This window comes from Desulfitobacterium hafniense DCB-2 (assembly GCF_000021925.1).
GTDB classification, from domain to species: Bacteria; Bacillota; Desulfitobacteriia; order Desulfitobacteriales; family Desulfitobacteriaceae; genus Desulfitobacterium; species Desulfitobacterium hafniense.
In genome coordinates, this window is record NC_011830.1 from 2904398 (window position 1) to 2923879 (window position 19482).

Annotated in this window: 27 protein-coding genes; 16 read left to right on the forward strand and 11 right to left on the reverse strand. The window is 45.1% G+C overall.

The window, feature by feature from the left end:
- Window positions 1-232 precede the first annotated feature (232 nt).
- Window positions 233-454, forward strand: coding sequence for a hypothetical protein (locus DHAF_RS13535; protein ID WP_005811555.1), 222 nt, complete (start codon window positions 233-235; stop codon window positions 452-454).
- A 208-nt stretch (window positions 455-662) separates the two neighbouring features.
- Here the strand turns inward: DHAF_RS13535 and DHAF_RS13540 are convergent, their stop codons facing one another.
- Window positions 663-1646, reverse strand: coding sequence for a tyrosine-type recombinase/integrase (locus DHAF_RS13540; protein ID WP_005811557.1), 984 nt, complete (start codon window positions 1644-1646; stop codon window positions 663-665).
- Window positions 1647-1863: 217 nt separating this feature from the next.
- On the opposite strand from DHAF_RS13540, the gene DHAF_RS13545 reads away from it, so the two are divergent.
- The 5 genes from DHAF_RS13545 to DHAF_RS13565 all read left to right on the forward strand — a co-directional run bounded on the left by DHAF_RS13545 (window position 1864) and on the right by DHAF_RS13565 (window position 5140).
- Window positions 1864-2301 (forward strand): hypothetical protein, encoded by a 438-nt coding sequence (locus tag DHAF_RS13545; protein ID WP_015944168.1) that lies wholly within the window; start codon window positions 1864-1866, stop codon window positions 2299-2301.
- Window positions 2302-2596: 295 nt separating this feature from the next.
- Window positions 2597-3403: a rolling circle replication-associated protein gene (locus tag DHAF_RS24755; RefSeq protein WP_015944169.1), complete on the forward strand. Its 807-nt coding sequence runs from the start codon at window positions 2597-2599 to the stop codon at window positions 3401-3403.
- A 6-nt stretch (window positions 3404-3409) separates the two neighbouring features.
- Entirely contained in the window at window positions 3410-3706 is a 297-nt protein-coding gene (locus DHAF_RS13555; protein WP_015944170.1) for a hypothetical protein, read from the forward strand.
- Between the two features lie 20 nt (window positions 3707-3726).
- Window positions 3727-3963, forward strand: a complete 237-nt coding sequence (locus DHAF_RS13560; RefSeq protein ID WP_015944171.1) for a hypothetical protein — start codon at window positions 3727-3729, stop codon at window positions 3961-3963.
- Between the two features lie 13 nt (window positions 3964-3976).
- The gene (locus DHAF_RS13565; RefSeq protein ID WP_015944172.1) at window positions 3977-5140 is read left to right on the forward strand and encodes a hypothetical protein; all 1164 of its coding nucleotides are present in this window, start codon (window positions 3977-3979) and stop codon (window positions 5138-5140) included.
- Here DHAF_RS13565 and DHAF_RS25765 read toward each other — a convergent pair.
- Window positions 5118-5441, reverse strand: coding sequence for a hypothetical protein (locus tag DHAF_RS25765; protein WP_148213289.1), 324 nt, complete (start codon window positions 5439-5441; stop codon window positions 5118-5120). The two genes, DHAF_RS13565 and DHAF_RS25765, sit on opposite strands and share 23 nt — an antisense overlap.
- A 26-nt stretch (window positions 5442-5467) precedes the next feature.
- Between DHAF_RS25765 and DHAF_RS25895 the strand changes: the two genes are divergently transcribed.
- From DHAF_RS25895 to DHAF_RS13595, 8 genes are all read left to right on the forward strand, one after another.
- Window positions 5468-5626 carry a hypothetical protein gene (locus DHAF_RS25895; RefSeq protein ID WP_015944175.1) on the forward strand — a complete coding sequence of 53 codons (159 nt, stop codon included), beginning with the start codon at window positions 5468-5470 and terminating at the stop codon, window positions 5624-5626.
- Window positions 5627-5658: 32 nt separating this feature from the next.
- On the forward strand, window positions 5659-5817 hold the full coding sequence (locus DHAF_RS25900; protein WP_015944176.1) for a hypothetical protein: 159 nt from the start codon (window positions 5659-5661) through the stop codon (window positions 5815-5817).
- A 57-nt stretch (window positions 5818-5874) separates the two neighbouring features.
- Window positions 5875-6741 carry a hypothetical protein gene (locus DHAF_RS13570; RefSeq protein ID WP_015944177.1) on the forward strand — a complete coding sequence of 289 codons (867 nt, stop codon included), beginning with the start codon at window positions 5875-5877 and terminating at the stop codon, window positions 6739-6741.
- A gap of 82 nt (window positions 6742-6823) precedes the next feature.
- On the forward strand, window positions 6824-7090 hold the full coding sequence (locus tag DHAF_RS13575; RefSeq protein ID WP_015944178.1) for a hypothetical protein: 267 nt from the start codon (window positions 6824-6826) through the stop codon (window positions 7088-7090).
- Window positions 7091-7141: 51 nt separating this feature from the next.
- Window positions 7142-7324 (forward strand): hypothetical protein, encoded by a 183-nt coding sequence (locus DHAF_RS13580; RefSeq protein ID WP_015944179.1) that lies wholly within the window; start codon window positions 7142-7144, stop codon window positions 7322-7324.
- Between the two features lie 10 nt (window positions 7325-7334).
- The gene (locus DHAF_RS13585) at window positions 7335-7526 is read left to right on the forward strand and encodes a hypothetical protein (RefSeq protein WP_015944180.1); all 192 of its coding nucleotides are present in this window, start codon (window positions 7335-7337) and stop codon (window positions 7524-7526) included.
- A gap of 29 nt (window positions 7527-7555) precedes the next feature.
- Window positions 7556-7768: a hypothetical protein gene (locus DHAF_RS13590; protein ID WP_015944181.1), complete on the forward strand. Its 213-nt coding sequence runs from the start codon at window positions 7556-7558 to the stop codon at window positions 7766-7768.
- 1042 nt (window positions 7769-8810) lie between these two features.
- Window positions 8811-8993, forward strand: coding sequence for a helix-turn-helix domain-containing protein (locus tag DHAF_RS13595; RefSeq protein WP_015944182.1), 183 nt, complete (start codon window positions 8811-8813; stop codon window positions 8991-8993).
- 153 nt (window positions 8994-9146) lie between these two features.
- Here the strand turns inward: DHAF_RS13595 and DHAF_RS13600 are convergent, their stop codons facing one another.
- The 4 genes from DHAF_RS13600 to DHAF_RS13615 all read right to left on the reverse strand — a co-directional run bounded on the left by DHAF_RS13600 (window position 9147) and on the right by DHAF_RS13615 (window position 11866).
- A complete protein-coding gene (locus DHAF_RS13600; RefSeq protein WP_015944183.1) occupies window positions 9147-9377 on the reverse strand; it encodes a hypothetical protein in 231 nt (76 codons plus the stop codon).
- A 46-nt stretch (window positions 9378-9423) separates the two neighbouring features.
- On the reverse strand, window positions 9424-10482 hold the full coding sequence (locus DHAF_RS13605; protein WP_015944184.1) for a D-alanyl-D-alanine carboxypeptidase family protein: 1059 nt from the start codon (window positions 10480-10482) through the stop codon (window positions 9424-9426).
- Window positions 10483-10625: 143 nt separating this feature from the next.
- On the reverse strand, window positions 10626-11444 hold the full coding sequence (locus DHAF_RS13610; protein ID WP_015944185.1) for a M23 family metallopeptidase: 819 nt from the start codon (window positions 11442-11444) through the stop codon (window positions 10626-10628).
- Window positions 11445-11503: 59 nt separating this feature from the next.
- Window positions 11504-11866 carry a LysM peptidoglycan-binding domain-containing protein gene (locus DHAF_RS13615; RefSeq protein ID WP_015944186.1) on the reverse strand — a complete coding sequence of 121 codons (363 nt, stop codon included), beginning with the start codon at window positions 11864-11866 and terminating at the stop codon, window positions 11504-11506.
- Window positions 11867-12036: 170 nt separating this feature from the next.
- Between DHAF_RS13615 and lexA the strand changes: the two genes are divergently transcribed.
- Window positions 12037-12651, forward strand: a complete 615-nt coding sequence (lexA, locus tag DHAF_RS13620; RefSeq protein ID WP_011459777.1) for a transcriptional repressor LexA — start codon at window positions 12037-12039, stop codon at window positions 12649-12651.
- 185 nt (window positions 12652-12836) lie between these two features.
- Complete coding sequence (locus tag DHAF_RS13625; protein ID WP_015944187.1) at window positions 12837-13637, forward strand: CPBP family intramembrane glutamic endopeptidase; 801 nt, start codon at window positions 12837-12839, stop codon at window positions 13635-13637.
- 54 nt (window positions 13638-13691) lie between these two features.
- On the opposite strand, the gene DHAF_RS13630 is transcribed toward DHAF_RS13625, so the two are convergent.
- The 5 genes from DHAF_RS13630 to DHAF_RS13650 form a co-directional block, all read right to left on the reverse strand.
- Complete coding sequence (locus DHAF_RS13630) at window positions 13692-14777, reverse strand: D-alanine--D-alanine ligase (protein ID WP_015944188.1); 1086 nt, start codon at window positions 14775-14777, stop codon at window positions 13692-13694.
- Window positions 14778-14928: 151 nt separating this feature from the next.
- The gene (gene lepB, locus DHAF_RS13635) at window positions 14929-15498 is read right to left on the reverse strand and encodes a signal peptidase I (RefSeq protein ID WP_005811571.1); all 570 of its coding nucleotides are present in this window, start codon (window positions 15496-15498) and stop codon (window positions 14929-14931) included.
- A gap of 10 nt (window positions 15499-15508) precedes the next feature.
- Entirely contained in the window at window positions 15509-16771 is a 1263-nt protein-coding gene (locus DHAF_RS13640) for a methionine gamma-lyase family protein (protein ID WP_005811572.1), read from the reverse strand.
- 77 nt (window positions 16772-16848) lie between these two features.
- Window positions 16849-18441: a GTPase HflX gene (gene hflX, locus DHAF_RS13645; RefSeq protein WP_011459781.1), complete on the reverse strand. Its 1593-nt coding sequence runs from the start codon at window positions 18439-18441 to the stop codon at window positions 16849-16851.
- A 48-nt stretch (window positions 18442-18489) separates the two neighbouring features.
- Window positions 18490-19455, reverse strand: coding sequence for an AAA family ATPase (locus DHAF_RS13650; protein WP_005811577.1), 966 nt, complete (start codon window positions 19453-19455; stop codon window positions 18490-18492).
- Window positions 19456-19482: the final 27 nt, after the last annotated feature.

Below are 19482 nucleotides of genomic sequence, written 5' to 3' on the forward strand. Positions count from 1 at the left end.
ACGGACTATCGGCGTAAAGCTGATAGCCCGTCTTTTGTCTTTGTCTTTAAAGAGGTAGGACAAAATAGCGTTTTAGATCATAATTATATCCCCCGTTAATATAAATTCTGTTGGGAAGACATTCTGTAAGGAGTTTCTTCCTGTTTTTACATAGGTATAGAAAGTTCAAAGCTCATAAATTATAATGAGGAGGGGAGAATAGCTTATGCTCTTCTCAAGTTTTTTGTAAAGGATGATTCGTTTGTCAAAGTTATATGCTATCTATACTCTAACCGGTAATGAGGAAAGATTCCTGGGACAGGCCTATTTAACGGCAAAAGACCTGGAAGCCATTGAAGAAAGCTTTACCGGGACGCCTGAATCGGAACACTATATCGCTCTTACCGATGGTGATCAGGTTAACGTTAATGCCATTGACTCAATCGAAGAGATTACTGACGACGGGGAAGAATAAGGCTTAACAAGTGCACAGGTCGATTGACCGCACTGGGTTAGGTAAAACTTAAAAGTGATAAAAGCCTGAGAGATGCATAAGTATCTTTCAGTTTTTTTATTTTTAGAAAGTTTGCATTAATGCGGTGTTGTTATGCGGTGTTGTTATTAAGTGAAATTATGTCGCACTAAAACCTTGAATCCCAATAATGGAGTAGTGTGAACTATGCTTACCTGAATTTAATATGATCCGCCGCACGCCTAAGCTGTTCATCGAGGACCTTGGCATAAATTCTGGTCGTCCTGGGGTCGCTGTGACCAAGAGCATCCTGAACGATGGCCAGATTTTCTGTTTCCCGGAGCAGGAGGGTGGCAAAGGTCGAGCGCAATTTATGAGCACTATAGCCCTCTGTATTGTGGCCAAAGTTTTGCAGAATGGCCATATACTTTTTGATCAGATCCTGGATGGCCCGCTTGCTCATGCGGTTGCCCTGGATAGAGAGGAATAAGGCCTCGGTATGCTGGAGCATATAGCGGGGCCGTTCATTCTTAATATAATCCTGGATGGCTGTGGCGACTTCGGTGTTAAAATAGATATTGGTTTCTTTATTTCCTTTGCGAATTACGGCAAAACAACCTTTATTAAAGTCGATGCTTTGTAAATTCAGGCCATATAACTCACTTAAACGTAAACCCGTACCTATGAAGGTCAGGAAGATGGCATAATCCCTTTTCTCAGTATAGAGATGGTATTTAAGCTGGCCTTCACTTAAGCCGGTGCCGGTCTCAATAATGTCCACCAAATCGGCAATCTGTTCCGGCTCAAGGGCTTTGGGGGCTTTCTGATTCTGAGAGATGGGATTGAGTTTTATGGTGATATCCTTTAAGATCAGGTCTTCCCGCAATAAATAGCGGTAAAAGGACTTGATAGCAGCTTGTTTGCGGGCTAAGGCTCTTACTCCGTTTTTCCTTTGGGTTCTGGCCCAGTTTAAATAGGCTTCAACATCGGTATGTTGAATTTGCTGAAGGTGTCCGATTGTCAAGGAAGAAGGGGAGGGAGGAAAACCCGGCTTATAGTCACAAATAAATTTCAAAAAGAGAAAGAGTTCCTGGGCATAGGCTTTCTGAGTATGGGGGGACCTGTTGATTACCCCCAAATGATTGATATATGTAAAAGCATAAGAGGGTAGAGGAATATCAAAAATATCTGCCATGCTGATTCATCTCCAATTAATCTTGATAACTTTACCTTTGTAATTCTTATTTGTAATTCATATTTTAGAGGATAAAGGATGCAAAATCAACTCTGTATTAAAACGATATTTAGCGCATAGTTAATTTTGACACAGTCACCTGATGTACGATTACAAAAATACTGCTAGTATGGATTGGGCAATTATGTTAATATGTAATAAATGGGAGGAATGGATCATGGATAAACTTGATTTAATCCTTGAAAGAATAAATTCAATAGATACGTCTTTAAAGGCTGAAATCAAATCTCTGGACGAAAAACTGACATCAAAGATGACCTCCATGGAGACTCATATGACATCCATGGACCAAAGAATGACCTCCATGGAGACTCATATGACATCCATGGACCAAAGAATGACCTCCATGGAGACTCGTATGACATCTATGGACCAAAGAATGACCTCCATGGAGGCTCGTATGACATCGACGGAGGACCGAATAACCTCAATGGATAGAGCCTTACGAGCAGAAATGAAATCCTTAAATGATAAGGTAGATCATGTTGCTCAGATGCAGAAACTTACCTGGGAAGCTGTAAAGGATCTGGATAAGGAAGTAATCAGACATAGCGATGAACTTCGGGCTATCGACAGCAAGGTTAAAGCTTTGTAACTATAATACATAGCCGGCCAGAGATCTCTGGCCGGCTATTTCTTTTATATTATTTTACTTTACATAATATCTATTCCTGGACATGTTGACCAGAAATGGATATGTAATATCTTAAAATAGGACTCATTTGATTTTTTCCCTTCTTTTTTTGTTTGGATGGTGGTGTCTGGTAATGTGGTCCAGGTTAAACGGATAGCGCGTGGTGTCTAATCCTCATCTCGAAAGATGGAATGGGGGAAGTGGTGTTAATCCCGAAATATCGACGGCCACCGAATTGATTTCTGGAGGATAGTTCATGTCTTTAATGTCAAATGTTGTAACTCGCTTAGAACTTAAAACGGTACATGTTTACAACTTTGAACAAGCAGGGGTTCAGGAACTTGTTATTTATGACGATTTTGACACGTATCGCTCAGATGGTCAATTTCGTAAGAAGACTCCTGGCCGGGTAGGGAAGAACTCAGATGAGGTATCTGCACGTGATCGCGGTATAGCTATTGCTAGAGCAAAAAAAACGCTCCGGAGAGTTGCATTACATAATCAGCTGACTAGGCTTATGACTCTTACTACTCAAGAGAATATTGGTGATTTTGAGAGGCTTGACGGCCTTTTTAAAAAATTCATTTTTGGTCTACGTGACCATTATCCTGATTTTAAATACATTGGCGTTCGTGAACGCCAGAAGAGGGGGGCGGTGCATTATCATCTACTGATTAATCGGTACATACCACAGGCGGTAGCTCACAAGCTCTGGGTTAGCCTGGTCAAGAAGGGTACTGCTGATTTTCGCTTCGTGGAAGGACTTCAGGCCATTAACTACTGCCTGAAGTACCTTGGTAAATCCATGGAAGATCCCTTCGTGACAAAGAAGGGCCACAATGCAAAGTCTTATCTTTGCAGCACATCCCTGGACCGGGATTTCAAGAAGTCCAGGAAGGTAATCCATTTTTACATGCAATGTCTCCAAGACTACTTTGCGTACGAAGACTTCCTCCGGTCGCTTCCGTTGTCCCAGGACAATGTGTTCTTTGATAAAATTTCCACATTTGATGTGGCGGGCGAAACAAAAGAGTGTCGCTCAATTCTGCTTAAAACGGGATGAAGGGAGGTGTTCGCTCTGTATCGTTTAGATTTGGAGGATGGTAAGTACACCATTCTCCTTCAGGAAGGTCTAGGTAAATTTTCTTTTGAGGCTCTTCGCCATGGGAAGTCATGGAGAGATTTGGTCGGTGACAACTTGGTCTTTGCTCTTGTTAGTCGTATTCGTGAATTGGAAGCTACTTTGAATGATGCGTGTGAAGAGATTAAGGAATTAGAAGGTTCTTTGGATGATGCGTACTACGAAGAACCCTCGTGTTCAGATGAATTCGATGAAAGAATTCGTTGTAATGAAGATGATAAATAATTGAAAGGTGGTAATTAAAAATGGCAATGGTAACGTATGGTTCGGTCACTGGTCGCGTTGTAGGTAAGGTGGAAGGGGATTATAAGGGCAAACCTAATGTGACTTTTCAGCTTCTTCAGCAAAAGGGGAACCGTGCTGGTTTTGCTCAGGTTCGTATCTTAAATGATGGCCGCGAATTACCCAAGGAAGGGGAAGATGTGACCTTCTCCGGTGTTCTCTATGGTTATCAAGGTGGTGTCCTTGTCCTCGTGGATTAAGGCGGTGTGAGCTTTGCGGTATAAAATAATTTTATTGACACTCCTTTTTATGTTGGTGACTCCTGGTGTTTTTGCGGCAGATTATCCTGATTTTAGTTCTGTGTTGTCCCAGCATAATGAGTACCCCCTTAAGGGATTGATCATGACTAAAGTTAGCAATGATTATACTTTCAGTGTTATTGAGGGGCCAGGCACTATAGTAGTACAGGATATATACACAGATCAATACGGTAATATGAGGCTTTCTCTTTATAGTACGAATGGTAATCTCCAATTGACTCAGTATATCAATACAGGTGGTGGATGGAATTTTAGTTCCTGCACCGGACTTGTTAGTGGCTGGGTTAAAAGCCTTGCTTTATATAATGAAGGCATTCAAAGTGTATTGTTTTCAACTTTTGATCTTACTGATGGTGTCGATTCGATTCCTGTTGGCGAGATGGGAACAATCGAGGACGGACAGTATGTCCCTCCTAATGTCCCTGTTATCGGAGAGGGCGTAACATTTATAAGTCCATCTTCTGGCTATAAAGATACTCCCTCTACCTGGCAGTTTCGCGTCATGTATAATATGCCTGTTGATTTATCAGCAGAGAAGGAAGATATAGCCCTCCAGGTCCTTGGTGGCCAGGAGGGTACTGGCCGGGTCATCTCTCATGATTTTAACTTCGAGATGGACTCTACAGGCCAGCGATGGGCGCGGGGCATCGTTACCTTTGAGCGCGGCGTGAAAATAGGGGTAAATACCATAAGCTTCAACGTCTCATACAAATACAAGACTCTAGCCAATCATCTTACTGTAGAGCGCTTTACAGGTATCGTTGATGAAGACGGTGATGGTATCGACGATCGAACAGGGCAGCCCATCCAGCCCCCAGAACCGGAGCCTCCGGTCGATGAAACTCCCCAGCGTGATGACTATGAGGATGGTGTCCTTGGGAGTATCAGCTATTCTCTCGATTACGTCAAGCATTATATCACGGCTCCGTTCCGGTTCATTGGCGAATCCCTTTCCGGTTTTGTTGAATGGCTTCAGACCTCCTCCGGTTGGGTTGCCTCCGTGAGTGGATTCTTCGGAGCAATTTTCGCTTTCCTTCCCGCAGAACTTTCCTCTGCTCTCATCATGCTCTTTATGGTTGTTGTGGTCTTTACTGTTATGCGCGTGATGAGGGGGTGAGGATGTGCTGCAGGCTCTGGAAATCATCTTCAATGGTGTATGGGACATCTTGTCTAACACCATCCCTGTCAGTTCTACAATATCTTTCACCCTCTGGCAATACTTCCTTTTTATCCTTATCGTTATTGTGCTTATTCGTCAACTCTTCGGCCGGGGAGGTGAGTAGATGCAAATCGTTGATGTTGTCATCAGCCTCGTTGGTACACCTCCAGAGGGCTTTGAGGCCACAGCCTATAAAACTGCTTGCATCTTGTTGTTGGTCTTCTATTGCTTTATCTTCGCGGTTATTTTGCAATTCCAAAGGGCATTTCGAAGGAGGGGAAAATCATGACCGATGCTATAGCGCTCATTATCTCACTCCTGACGGATATCCTAGACCTCATGCCTAATACTCCGTTTATTTATCTCTATGCGTTAGCCATTGTCCTGGTTATCCTCGAAGAAGTCCTTTACTGGGTCACTGGTTCCTGGCTCCGCAGGCGGTAAATTATATTCCAGATGGGGAGGAGGTGAACTTGATGGAAGCTATTATGACCTCGGTTGAGGCTGTTGTGTCTACTGTTACAGGTACTGTTACGACTATTGTTGGCGTTATTGTTGCTCAGCCTCTACTGCTCATTCCGGTTGGTATTGGTCTTCTCGGGGCCGGAGTTGGTCTTGTCAAACGTTTTATTTAATTCCGGTGGGGGAAAGGCTTGCTTTCCCCCTTTATTATATCTAGGGAGTGATTTATTTTGGGCTTTGTTTTGGTCCTGGTCGCTATTCTCGCTTTTCTTTTTTGGGTGTCTGCCCCGCCGGAACCGAATGGTGTCGTGCTGTATTTCGCTAACATCGGCACCGGGAAGACAACGTACCTGTCAAAACTTGTCCAGGCGGAGCTAAAGCGTATGGATAAGGGTAAGAGCAAGTATAGGTATATCGTATCCAATGCTGTTATCTCTGGCGTGATTTATGAGCCTAATTTCAGGGCATTGCTCAAGCGCGCTGCCATGGCTGATACTCTGCTCCTGATTGATGAGGGGAGCATTGAATATAACAATCGCAAGATGAATCTTACGGAGCATGAAATCAGATACTTGAAGCTGATTCGTCATTATAAATCGACCATTATTGTCGTGAGTCAAAGCCATGATGATGTAGACGTCACTCTCCGCCGGCTTTACACGCAAATCTATCTTTTGCGGTATTTGCCTTTCTTTACGCTCATCCAGCCCATAAAAAAGAAAGTGGGTATTGATGAAGTCACCAAACAAATTATTGATGAGTACCAATTCCGCTGGCCGTTTTCCTGGAGGGTTTTCCTCCGGCCGCTTTATTTCAAGTATTTTGACTCCTGGTGGGTCCCGCCTGATATCGAAATCATAGATTTCGAGCTAGAGGAGTTCAAGGCTAAGCTCAGGCCCCGCTATAAACGAGAGCGTAAGTGGTTTGGTTTGGTTAAAGGCAAGGAGCTCCAAGAGGAGCTATCAGGAGGGGGTGGGGGGTCCCCCGACGTGTCGGGGGGGCACACATCCCCGGATGCAATAAAAACCTTTTATTCGTTTTATCCTAAGTCTTTGATTCGAAAAATCTTAAGAAGAGCTAATGAAAATGATGCTTAAATACTGTCATAATGCTAGCTTGTAAGTTGACAACATGCTAGCATTATGATATACTTAATTCATGAGAAAGGAGTTGTTTTTCATGGAAGAACTTAAGGGATTACCACCGGAAATGCAGGAAAGGATTACTTCGTATGTTCGTCATAATGAGGAACTGGGGGTATCATCTAAGCTTCTGAAGGTTGTTAGTTATAAGTTTCTAAGTGAAGTATTTTTCTTTGAAAATGGTTTGTTATGCCGATTCTTACAGTATTCTGGTGATTCTTCTGTTTCTTTTGATTGTTTTTCTCTTGACAATTTGCGTAATATGGTTGCATTGCTGGATGGGGAGTTGCTTCAGCGTGATTAATTGCTGGCATTATGCTATAATGTGTGTAAAATGTTTCTGGAGGTGTCTTCTATGGCTACTTTGCCACGTATTACTGTTTCTATCTCCAAGGAGGATCAGGATGTCTTGAATAAGGTCGTTGAACGTCTTGGTTTGAGTTCTCCAGGTCAACTCCTGCGGATGCTCTGCTCTGGTGATGCGGACCGTATAGAGTGGATTTGTAAGGGTTTTAAGGATGCTCACAAATTGTTCTAAGGGGGTTATCATGCATTTTAAAGCTGAGACTGTAGAGCAGTTTAAGGTTTTGAGGTTTATAGAGGAAATTTTTGATATTACATGCATTTCTGTAAAACTTAAAGATAGATATTCAGTTGAAGTTATAGATATGGTTGGGGGTTCTATTTGTTTTGTTTATAAGGATGGAGAGATAATTGAATTGTATCCTTGTGGGAATTAGTGTAATATAAAGTTCAGGAGGGATAGGCATTGGATAAAGCTGATTTAATTTTAGAGAGACTAACGGCAATGGACAGGGCTTTTCGTTCGGAAATGAAAACTTTAAATGATAAAATCGATCGCGTTTCTGATGAAGTTAAGCAGGTTTCTAGGATGCAAAAACTCACATGGGAAGCTGTTAAAGATTTGGACAAAGAAGTTGTTAGGCATGATGATGAAATTAACAAAATTAAAGCTTTGTAATGCAATACATATTCGGCCTGGTAATCCCAGGTCGATTTTTTTATTGTTCGGGTTTTTGTTGCCAGGCTCGCTCCCATCGGCGGTGATCCTGCTCCTGGGATAAGTGCTGCCGTGGTCTTTTTGCTGTGTTTTCCGAATTAAATTCTTCTTTTTGCTTTCAACGTTCGTACACCTTCAGGGGGCCGGGGGAAGTCCCCCGGAAATGAGCGACAGCGAATTGTAGCCGCGCGGTGTTTTGTAGACCTTTGCCAGCCCCTGTCCCGGCGTAAACAGGTTTCTGACTGTGTTCATGGATGGAGTGGGGGAGGTCGTTTTTAATCGCCGACATTGCCTTTCCCTTTGGTGATCCATTCGTAGACTCAAGTAGAGGTTTTTGCTTGGTTGAGAGCGCGCATAGCGTGATTGGCTTGTCGGCTCCGACGTTCCCCGGCCCCAGGTAATACTTACTACTTCACTTGTAACTTATATAATAATTAGTTCTTAGCATCGCCTAACCCTACCAAGCCATAAGCTAGCCTCACTTGATTCTCCCGGCCGGGAGAGGGGAGAGAGTGTTCCTCGTAACCAAGGACCTCATAGTGCCGACAAAGGAATTTTGACCGTAGTGCAACGAAGGGAAACATTCCGGCAGAGCTTCCCCGGGAATGGCAGGCGGCGACACAGGGGCCGCAGACGGAAAAGGAATACCCCGATATGCGCGCGCATGTCCCGGCTGGGTAGCCCGAAGGGCGTAGGGCAACCTAAAAGGAATACCTGTGATTGGTAGGGACTGCGCGCGCATAAACTCCGGATAAGGCCTAAAAGAAAAAGAGCACTACTCTGTATTAAAACGATATTTAGTGCAGAGTTTATTTTTTTTTTTTTTTTTTGTTGTAAGATATTGGGTTTTTATCAGGTGATTAGTAATGTTTTGAAAGAAAAACAGAAAAAATAAAAAAGTTACTTGTCAATTGGCCAATAATTGTTTATATTTGTATTAATCCTATAATAGATATTCCCTGTAGAGTTGTGCTAAATTTTTAGTGCAAGGGGGAATATTTTCATGGCCAGACCTGAGAAAAATCTTAACGAAAATTTGATTCTTGATCTTTATAAGCAAGGATATACTTCACGAGAAATAGCTAAGCAGGTTGGGGTTTCACCAACTACTGTAATGAATCGTATTCGTAAATATGGAACTGTTAGTGTGAGTTTTAGCGTGAAAAGGGATTTCATTCAGAATTAGTATACCCCTCCACGGGTATGCTGACAGCTTTACATAATATCTATTATAGGACCCAAAATAAAAAAAGAAAGACCCTTCCCTTAGCTGAGTTCCTGTCTGTCATTTGGGAAGGTCTTTAAATAAGCATAAATAAGCTATTGAGCTCAGAGTTAACTAATTGTCTTCGTTTTTAATTCTAAACGTTTTAACGGGATGTTTCGTTCTAATATCTTCAGTGTTGATTATAATTTCCTCGATTTCAATGCCCGCAAAGTCAGCTGTAGATTCTATACACTGACAGCAATTATCACAGGTTTTTTCGCTGTTTAATTCACAGCGGTCGCATTCACCGCATTCAGTACAGAGTCGATTCTCAAGGACACAAGATTCACCGTATTGTTTCATGATTCAGCACTCCCATGTTTAATAAACTGACCCTAGTCAGCTTAGACTACGGTACAAAAAATCCTGGTATATTATAAAACGCATCCGGACTGCTTAAAATATTTTTTAAGGCCGACCGTGTTCGTATCTTAGCCATTCCTTGGTCCAATAACTCAACAGTATCCGTATAACGCTGCTTACTGCCTAATAGGACCAATAAAAGGTCGCCGTCCTCACTTGTGATATATGTTACAAGGCACTGGCCGGCTTCGGTTGTGGTCCCTGTTTTAAGCCCTTGATCTCCCGGATAAATACCTAAAAGTTGATTCGTATTGGAGATTTCCCGGACCTGCTTCCAACCGTTGGCATCGGTCCATTCTACCGATGCCTTTTTTTGATTGATATAATCCATGAGCACAGGGGTTTCCGTTACCTTTGCAGCAATAATGGCTAAATCTTTGGCAGTAGTATATTGATCTTCTGCCGGCATACCATCGGCTGTTTTAAACTGACTATCCTGACAACCGAGTTCAGCGGCATAACTATTCATGGCCTGAATAAACTGCTCCTTAGTGCCATAAGCTGCCACAGCTAAGGCATTGGCGGCGTCATTGGCACTGTATACATACATTGCCGTAAACAAGTCCTTGACAAGGATCTTATCCCCAGGCTTAAAGCCAAGAACAGAGCCTTCCACCTTAACTTCCTCTCCTAAGGTAATGAGCTCATCCGCTTGCAGCTTTTCATGAACAAGAAGCCCGGTTAAAAGTTTTACCGTGCTGGCAGGCGCCCGGTGTGTATCCCCGTTTTTCTCCAGAAGCCTCTCCCCTGTTTGTAAATTAAGCATAAGATAGCTGGAGTCTTCAGGAGGCGTAAATTGATTAGCATCCACTTGACTCTGGGATGTCTTGGTCAGGTTGAGGTTGCTCTTTCCGGCACCTTTGTCAAGAGATGCCCCTTTATCCGGGTTCTCTTGACCGTTTAAGAGATTAGAACTTAGAGTATGAAGGGTACTCGCTAAACCCGTTCGATCCAACAAACCTGGAAAAAAGGTTAAAACGATTGCCGCTGTCGCAATCATCGTTAAAAACGTAAGGAAAACTCTTTTCCTTGATTTTTTACTCATATCTTGCCTTCTTTATAAGATGATAAGATGTACTGGACAATATCGACCTCTCTATATAATAATGAATTTTAACCCTAAGGGCAAGACCATCATGAAATTACCAACCAATTGGCAATTTGGTTGGTAATAGGGTTGTTCTGCTTCTAACTCTGACTTTGCTGCCAGATATATAGGAACGGATAAGGATTCACCCACTCGCCATTAGGAAGTTCAATACCAAAGTGCAGATGATCCGGAGTTGTCAGAGCATCCCCCGTATGGCCCAATGTCCCCAAAAAATCCCCTTTCCTAACCTCTTGGCCTTCCCGGAGTTGAGGGTTTATAGCCTTTAGATGAGCATAGTAATAATAGTTGCCATCTTCTCCCCTAACCCCTACCCGTTCTCCGCCAAGGCGGTTCCAACCCAGCTTCTCAACTTTGCCGTTGCCAGCACTGATAATGGGAATGCCTTCTGCGCCAAAAATGTCCGTTCCCTCATGTCTGCGTGCTCCACCCTCCCGATCTGCCCCAAAGGTATCCATGTACCAGACCTGACCCATCACCGGAAAAGCAAAACGGCCCGGCTCATAAAAGGGATAAGTTAAAAGAATCTGCCGCCTCTCAAGGATTTGTCGAACAACATCTTCACTGATTTGGATTTCCTTGTTTTTCCAAACAATGTCTTGAAGCCCTATGCCCTGTTGGAGCTGTTGGATGAGGTAATGCTCTGCATCTATTTCAACGGTGCTTCGTACAGCTATTAAATCCGCCCAAGCCTCAGGAGAAATCCCCTCCCCTTCTTTCTGACATTGCAGCACAAGTTCAGCAGACAGATTCGTGAGATAAGGATAGATATCAGCAGAGATCTTGGGGGGCTTATGGATGCCCTTCCAGGCAACTGCGCTGATCAGAATGACCACAAGCAGCTTCAGGAACAAAGTCCAGTGCTTTTGTCTCGGTTTAAGGCCTTTGCGCGTCCTCATTCATCTCTCCCCTCTCTACAATGCATAATATGGGGGGAAAGGTCGGATTAGAAGTATAACTAAGGCTGATTCTTTAAGATCGGAGTATAAATCACTTGACCGGTTTGTATGGTAGTATCTGTGAGCTGATTGTATTCCATAATTTTAAGAACAAGCGTACGGGTATCGATTTGCAGGCCGGAGTTCTCAGCCAAGGACCAAAGAGTGTCCCCGGATTGAACGATTTGCGGCTGGAAAGCAAGGTCCTCTACCCTGCTGTTTGCCTGGCTCCAGTCCCAGAAGAACCAGCCCATACTGCCAAAGACCATGAGGAAAAGCAGCATATAAGAACACAGCTGCCTTTGCAGTTGTTTCATTCGATAATTCCGATAGCTTCTATAATGGCCTCTGTAGTTCCGGACGGAAGAAGAACAAGCACTCATATTAATCCCCCTCTATGTTCCTGTTAAAACTAAATAAATACGAACATAAGTTCTTGAAAACAGTATAAAGGAGACCAGGAAGATTCGTCAATACTTTTTCGAACATTTGTTTGCACAGAAGAATATTTAATGCTAAAATAGGTTTAGAACATATGAAAGGGGGAAATTGGGTGTATCCAGATTTATCACAGAGACAGACCGATATCTTGGAGTATATTAAACGGGTTATTCGAGAAAAGGGTTATCCCCCCTCTGTCCGCGAAATAGGCGACGCCGTTGGCTTGATGTCCAGTTCCACTGTTCACGGGCATTTGCAGACCATTGAGGAAAAGGGGTACATACGTCGCGATCCCACCAAACCTCGAGCCATTGAGATATTAGACAGTTCCAGTGATGCTAATGAGAAAAAGACTGTTTTTGTCCCCATCATTGGCAAAGTAACCGCCGGGCAGCCTATTTTAGCCCAGGAGAATATCGAAGATACGTTCCCGCTTCCTGTTGATGTGGTTAACTCAGACACAGTGTTCATGCTGAGAGTCAAAGGCGAAAGTATGATTGATGCGGGAATTATGGATGGGGATCTTATTTTAGTACGCCAGCAAAAAGTAGCCCGTAATGGCGAGATCGTCGTGGCCATGATTGATGAAGAAGCTACGGTAAAACGGTTCTACAAGGAAAAAACACTGATTCGCCTGCAACCTGAAAACCCTTATATGGAGCCTATCTACTCTCAGGATGTCACTATCTTGGGCAAAGTTATTGGGGTATTTCGTATTTTACACTGATTTATAAACTACAGGGACAGCAAAAGCAGACCTCCATTCCACACTGATGTGGGTGGATGTCTGCTTTTTTATTATGAAAGTACAATGACAGGCAGGATTTTTATGGTAGAATGGATCTATTAAATTTATATTTGTGCGGAGCGAACTTTGCAATGGCAGCAAGGGAACTGTGAGGTTAAGAAATCATGATAGACAAAAAAATCATCATACAATTTACGACGCTGACATTTTGCATAGCCTATCTTGTATCAGGCGCTTTGATTGCACTTGGGCAATTCGGATATTCGGTTCACAATTGGGTTCACTCGTTACAGCAATTTGGGATGAATATTCCTTTTGCAATCTATATTTTGTCGCCTGCTATTGCTTCATATATCGTTCTCAAGAAAAATAACAAAATAGCAGATTTTAAGGAATGGTTGAAAACTGTTTTTTACGCCAAAAATAACATCTCTCTCTATTTGTTCGTTGTTGCAGGGCTTGCACTCTATTTTTTGATACATATTGCAGTTTCAGGCCCCACGGCAATGGTGCTGCCATTTTATACGTTCTTCCTTTCCCTGCCTGGTAATCTTATTATCGGCGGCTTGGAGGAAGCTGGCTGGATGTACGTATTGCAGCCTGAGCTTGACAAAAAATATGGCTTTGTTCTATCTTCTCTTTTTGTTGGCATCATTTGGATTTTATGGCATATCCCTCTCTTCTTCATTCCGGGGACGAATCATGGCGAGGGCCTCATTAACTTTTGGATGTTTGCAGTTCAACTCATGGCCTTTCGGTTTTTCAACGGGGCAATCTACAAAATATCAGGAAAAGGCCGTGTGTTTATGTGCGTATTATTCCACACCATGTTCAATGCGGTATCTCCCCTCTTTGGCACCATGACGATGACTTGGGCGGGAACAATTGCCGCAAATACTGTGATTGTTCTTGTTTCAATGGTAACCGTTGTGATATACGACCAAAAGAGCAGGCGAATGGTATAAAAATAACCCTGAACTCCGCTGACTAAACGGCTTTCAGGGCTGTATACCGATATACTAACGGGATATTTTCCGGGAACGGCTGTCTCTAAAGCGTTGGAAGCCCAGTTCGATCAAGCGGGTGATCAATTCGGTGTAAGGGATGCCGCTAGCTTCCCAAAGCTTAGGGTACATGGAGATCTGAGTGAACCCCGGCATGGTATTGATTTCGTTGATGTAGATCTGACCGCCCTCCGTGACGAAGAAATCCACCCGGCTTAAGCCGCAGGCTTCGACGGCTTTGAAGGCGGCAACAGCCTTTTCCTGCAAACTCCTGACGACCTCGGGAGCCAAAGGAGCGGGAATCACCAGCTGAGAGCCGGTGTCGATGTACTTGGCTTCATAATCATAAAAATCCTTGGCGGGAAGAATCTCTCCCGGGATACTGGCTTGGGCATCCTCATTGCCCAGGACACTCAACTCAATTTCGCGTCCCACGATATTTTGCTCTACGACCAGTTTGCGATCGTACTCCGCAGCAAGCTGGAGGGCTTGGATGAGCTCCTCCCTGTTCCGTGCTTTGGAAATGCCTACACTGGAGCCTAAATTGGCAGGCTTGACAAAACAAGGATAACCCAAAGAGTGTTCGATATTATCCAGCAGTTGCTCCATCGGTTTCTGGAGCATGGTTCTAAGTACGGTGATATAAGGGGCTTGGGGCAGGCCCGCTTCGGTAAAAACTGCTTTCATACGGTCTTTATCCATACCCAGAGCGGAGCCGAGAACTCCGGAGCCGGCGTAAGGAATATTGGCCATTTCAAACAAGCCCTGAATGGTCCCATCCTCTCCGAAGGGTCCGTGAAGAACGGGGAAAATCAAAGCAAACTTCCCATCTTGAGGAAGGGAACTGCCGTCTAAAGCGATAAAGCGGGGGTTCGTAGGATCGTGGGCAAGAATGACAGGAATACCCTCCAGCGCGGGGTCCTGCTGCCATTGTTCAGGACGTATTCCCCAGTGCCATTGGCCGTTTTTGGCAATGCCAATCGTCTCTATCTCATATTTTTCTTGATCGATGGCCTTAAGTACAGAACTGGCAGAGTTCAGGGAAACCTCATGTTCTCCGGATTGACCTCCGAAGAGAATAATAATCTTTTGCCGTGTCATTGGCGTACCCATCCTCTCTATTCTATTTTAGAAAATAGCCCAGAAAACCTGAAAACAGTGCTTAGGTGTGTACGGATGTACATAAAGCTGCACAAGCCAAGCAACAGGTTTACTCTATACTATATGCACAGGGGTGAAAAGGCTGCCACAATCAATCGATTGTTCCAATATGGTTAAGCGGCCAATAACGAAATAACGTCATCCCGGAGATGTTTTCAATCGGCAGAAAACCCCATTCCCGGGAATCGGCACTGCTGTTGCGATTATCTCCCATAACAAAAACGGAACCTTCCGGAACGACCAAAGGCTCAAGATTTTTAATTTGAGGCTCCATAACGTAAGGCTCTTCCACTTCCTGGCCATTGATATAGGTCTTATGATCCTTGATCTCAATGGTATCTCCCGGCAAAGCAATCAAACGTTTGATAAAATCGTCGGAAGAGTGGGCGCTGGAAGGCGGATGAAAAACAATAATATCCCCTCGTTCAAAATCACCAAAATGCTTAAAAAAGAACTTATCGACAATAATCCGGTCCTGGAGCTGAATCGTCGGCAGCATAGAGCCGGTGGGGACTAATCTGGCCTCCAGCACAAAGGTGCGAATGACCCAGGACAAGGCAAAGGCAATAATCACAATCTCGATGACTTCAATAATAGTTTTAAACATACTCTTCGCTTTTACTTTGATATCTTGTTCGTTGATATCCTGTTCGTTTCCCATGGTGTGCACCTCACTTTAGTAATCCCTGTTCCCAAAGTTTTTGAGCCGCTAATAGATTCCCAAACTTAATATAATTCATGGAAACCCCACCCTGCTGATAAGCAATAAAGGGGTCACGCATGGGGCCGTCCGCGGAGAATTCGCTGGTCGCACCTTGGATAAAGGTTCCCCCGGCCATAATGACTTCATCTTCATACCCCGGCATTCCCGACGGAATGGGCAGGACATGGCTGTCAACAGGCGAACCCTTCTGGAAGCCCTGACAAAAAGCAATCATCGCCTCCCGGGAATTGAGTTTAACAGCTTGAATCAGATCCGTCCGCAGGGCATCGGGAAGAGGATTGACTTCGAACCCTAAGGCCTGCCAAAAGGCAGCGGAAAAAATCGCTCCCCGAATCGCCTCACTTACGGTCAAAGGACTGAAGAACAGTCCTTGGAAGAACTGGAGCTGCCAGCTGAGGGTCGCTCCCACCTCGCCGCCAATCCCCGGAGCAGTTAAGCGGCAGGCGGCTTTCTCAACAAGCTCTTGTCTGCCGGCAATATATCCTCCTGTGGGAGCTAAACTTCCCCCCAGGTTTTTAATCAGGGATCCCGCCATGAGGTCGGCTCCCACATCCCCGGGTTCACATTTTTCCACAAGCTCACCGTAACAATTATCCACAAAAATAATCAGATGAGGAAAATGCTCCCGGACATAAGCCACAAAGGCGGCGATTTGCTCCATAGGAAGGGAATTGCGCCAGGCATAGCCCCGGGAACGCTGAAGAATAAGCATTTTTGTGTTGGGCTTTATCCCTTGACTTACCAGAGAATGCTGAATAGTTCCTTCTTCACTGAGAGGAACCGAGTCATAAGATACCCCAAAATCCTTAAGGCTCCCCTGCCCTGTTCCCCGGATGCCAATCACCTCTTCCAGAGTATCATAAGGATCTCCCGTAACGGAAATAAAATGATCACCAGGCCGGAGAACACCGAATAAAGCTGTGGCAATGGCATGGGTTCCCGATACAAATTGTCCCCGCACCAAAGCGGCTTCCGTGCCCAGGATGCGGGCCATCACCCGGTCCAGAGTTTCTCTGCCGCTGTCCCCCAGGCCATAGCCTGTGGTGCCCTGTAAATGATAGGTGCTTACCCTTTCTTCCTGAAAGGCTGCCAAGACTTTGGCATGATTGTATTCGGCAATATCAAGAATAGGCTTTTCCTGCAGCGTTAAAAGCTGCTCGGCCTGATTTTTCGCCTCGAGAATTTTGCTGGGCAGATGATCCAAAAACAATGATGAAACCTCCTCGCTGTATCCATCTTCCTTTACCTCCCACTCCACTGCCTTGCCGACTGAAGTCTGTCACTGCATTAGAGAAGTTCAAGAACTTTATTCCAGACAGGAGTCAGTGAAGTGTTGGCAATAAGGGACATCGGTATGGGATGAGACAGCTCCTGAGCCAAGCGGCTTAAATCAGAAGGATGATCCAGCTGATCGATTTTATTCAGTAAGGTAAGACGTGGTTTATGATGGCACTCCAGCTGCTCCAGAATCTTATGAACCGTATCGGCGCGCTCCAGAGCTCTGGGGTGGCTGGCATCCAGGACATGAATTAAAACATCGGCATTCTGCACCTCTTCCAGAGTAGCGAGAAAGGCGTGGAGAAGTTGATGAGGCAATTTCTGAATAAAACCTACCGTATCACTAAGCAATATCTCCGTCCTTTGATCGAGGCGTATCCCGCGCACGATGGGATCAAGGGTGGCAAAGAGCTTGTCCTCTCCCTTAACACTCTCCCCCTTGGAACGGGTCTGCTCCATGGCTTTTTGCAAAAAGGTGGTCTTCCCCGCATTGGTATAACCGACTAAAGCGATGAGGGGGATGCCGCTTTTTTCTCTTTGCCGCCGCTGGGTCGTACGGGTTTTGCGGATTTCACCCAGTTCATTTTCCAAGAGATTAATTTTCTTTCTTACCCGCCGCTTATCCATTTCCAGTTTGGATTCTCCGGGGCCGCGGGTTCCCACTCCCCCGCCCAGCCGGGAAAGGCTGAGTCCCTGACCGGTTAAACGGGGCAGCAGATGCTTAAGCTGGGCCAATTCCACCTGAAGCTTACCTTCTCTTGATTTGGCCCGCTGGGCAAAAATATCCAGGATCAACGTAGTGCGGTCCAGCACCTTAACCCCGGTAGCCTGCTCCAAAGTCCGCAGTTGCACAGGTAACAGCTCATCATCACAGATCAGAACATTGGCGCCGCTGTTTTGCAAGTGTTGGGTCATCTCCTGGAGTTTGCCCTTGCCCAGGTAACTCACCGGGCTCCCGTACCGTTTGGGCTGAAGAAGCTGCCCCACTACCTCAACACCTGAAGAGTGAGCAAGTTCAGTCAGTTCGGTCAGCAGCTCAAGCCCTAATTCCTCTTCCTCCAAAGCGACCAGAAAAGCTTTCTCCTGTTCCGAGACCTTGAGGCTTGGGCTGGCAGGGCGCGAGCGATAATCGTTGACTGCCCCGTCGTAAGAAAAATTCACAAATTCCTTAGGGTTTAGGGCCAGGATTTGATAGTCTGAATCTCCTGAAAAGGCGATTTCAACTCCGGTAATCTGCCCATTGCTGACCCCGATACTGCTCATGCTTTCCAGCCCGGCAGAACTCAGGGCGCTCAGATCCATAGGACTGAGCTGAGGATTGCCGCTGGGATGGGTATGGAGACAGCGCAAACGCCCCGCTTGCCGGGCTGGCAGAGGGGGCAGTTTAACTGCTGCATGCTGTCCGATGGCCACAGCAATGACCATTCCCGAGCGATTGATATAAAGAGCAATTTCTTTATTCCAAAGGCTGGTCAGACGACAGATTCCCATTAATAAATCATCATGGATAAGCTCCGGACGATCCGTCCGGAGCGAAGTCAAATCCTTGAGTTCTTTGAGCTGGGTTCCGCGGATCCCAGAGATATCACCCAAAATATCCATTTGAACCTCCGCTGTATATGTCACTGTCCAGTAAGGACTCGGCTTCTTTCATTTCAAGTCATCGTCATCCAGATTTAAATCACAGGGCAGAATCCCCATGAGTTCTTCCCGGGATGAGGTGGGTTTGGCATAGAGCCGTACGGCTTGTTTGCGAATAGCTTTCTCAACCATATTGCGCACTAAACGGGCATTGCCTGCATACGGATGGGAATTCAGCACTCCCTGCAGCATAAACCGGAAAACATCACGGGCTTCAGCGGTGAACTGATATTGGCGTGTTTTGAGCATGGAATCGCCGATACTCAGCAGCTCTTCAATGGAATAGTCGGGAAAATCAATATGGATGGGAAAGCGGGATCTTAAGCCGGGATTGGTTTGTAAAAACCATTCCATCTCGTGTTTATAACCGGCCAGGATCAGAATAAGATCAGTCTTATGATCCTCCATAGCCTTCACCAAGGCATCGATGGCTTCCTTGCCAAAATCCTTTTCCCCGCCCCGGGCTAAAGAATAGGCTTCGTCGATAAAGAGAATCCCTCCCAAAGCCTTTTTAACCATATCCCGGGTCTTTTGCGCCGTGTGACCTATGTATTCCCCCACTAAGTCCGCTCTCTCACACTCAATAATATGCCCTTTTTGCAGAACTTCCATTTCTTTAAAAAGTCTGCCGATTAAACGGGCCACCGTGGTTTTGCCTGTTCCCGGATTGCCCCGGAAAATCATATGGAGAACCAAGGGCTCCGCCACTAATTTTTCCCGTGTCCGTCTCTTTTGAATCTCTATGTAAGCCTGAATCTCGTGGATGAGACGTTTGACTGTGCTTAAGCCCACGAGGGCATTGAGTTCAGCGATAATCTCAGCCATGGTACCGTTTTCCGATGAATGATGAGCTGCCTTGCGTCCACGGGATAATTCAGAAGATGAATCCACGATGGCCGCATTTCTCTCAGTCCGTGGTGTTTGGACGATCGGAGCCTGATTCTTTTCACTCGGAAAGGTAATGCGTATTCCCATAAGATGTGACACCTCCCGTCTTTACTA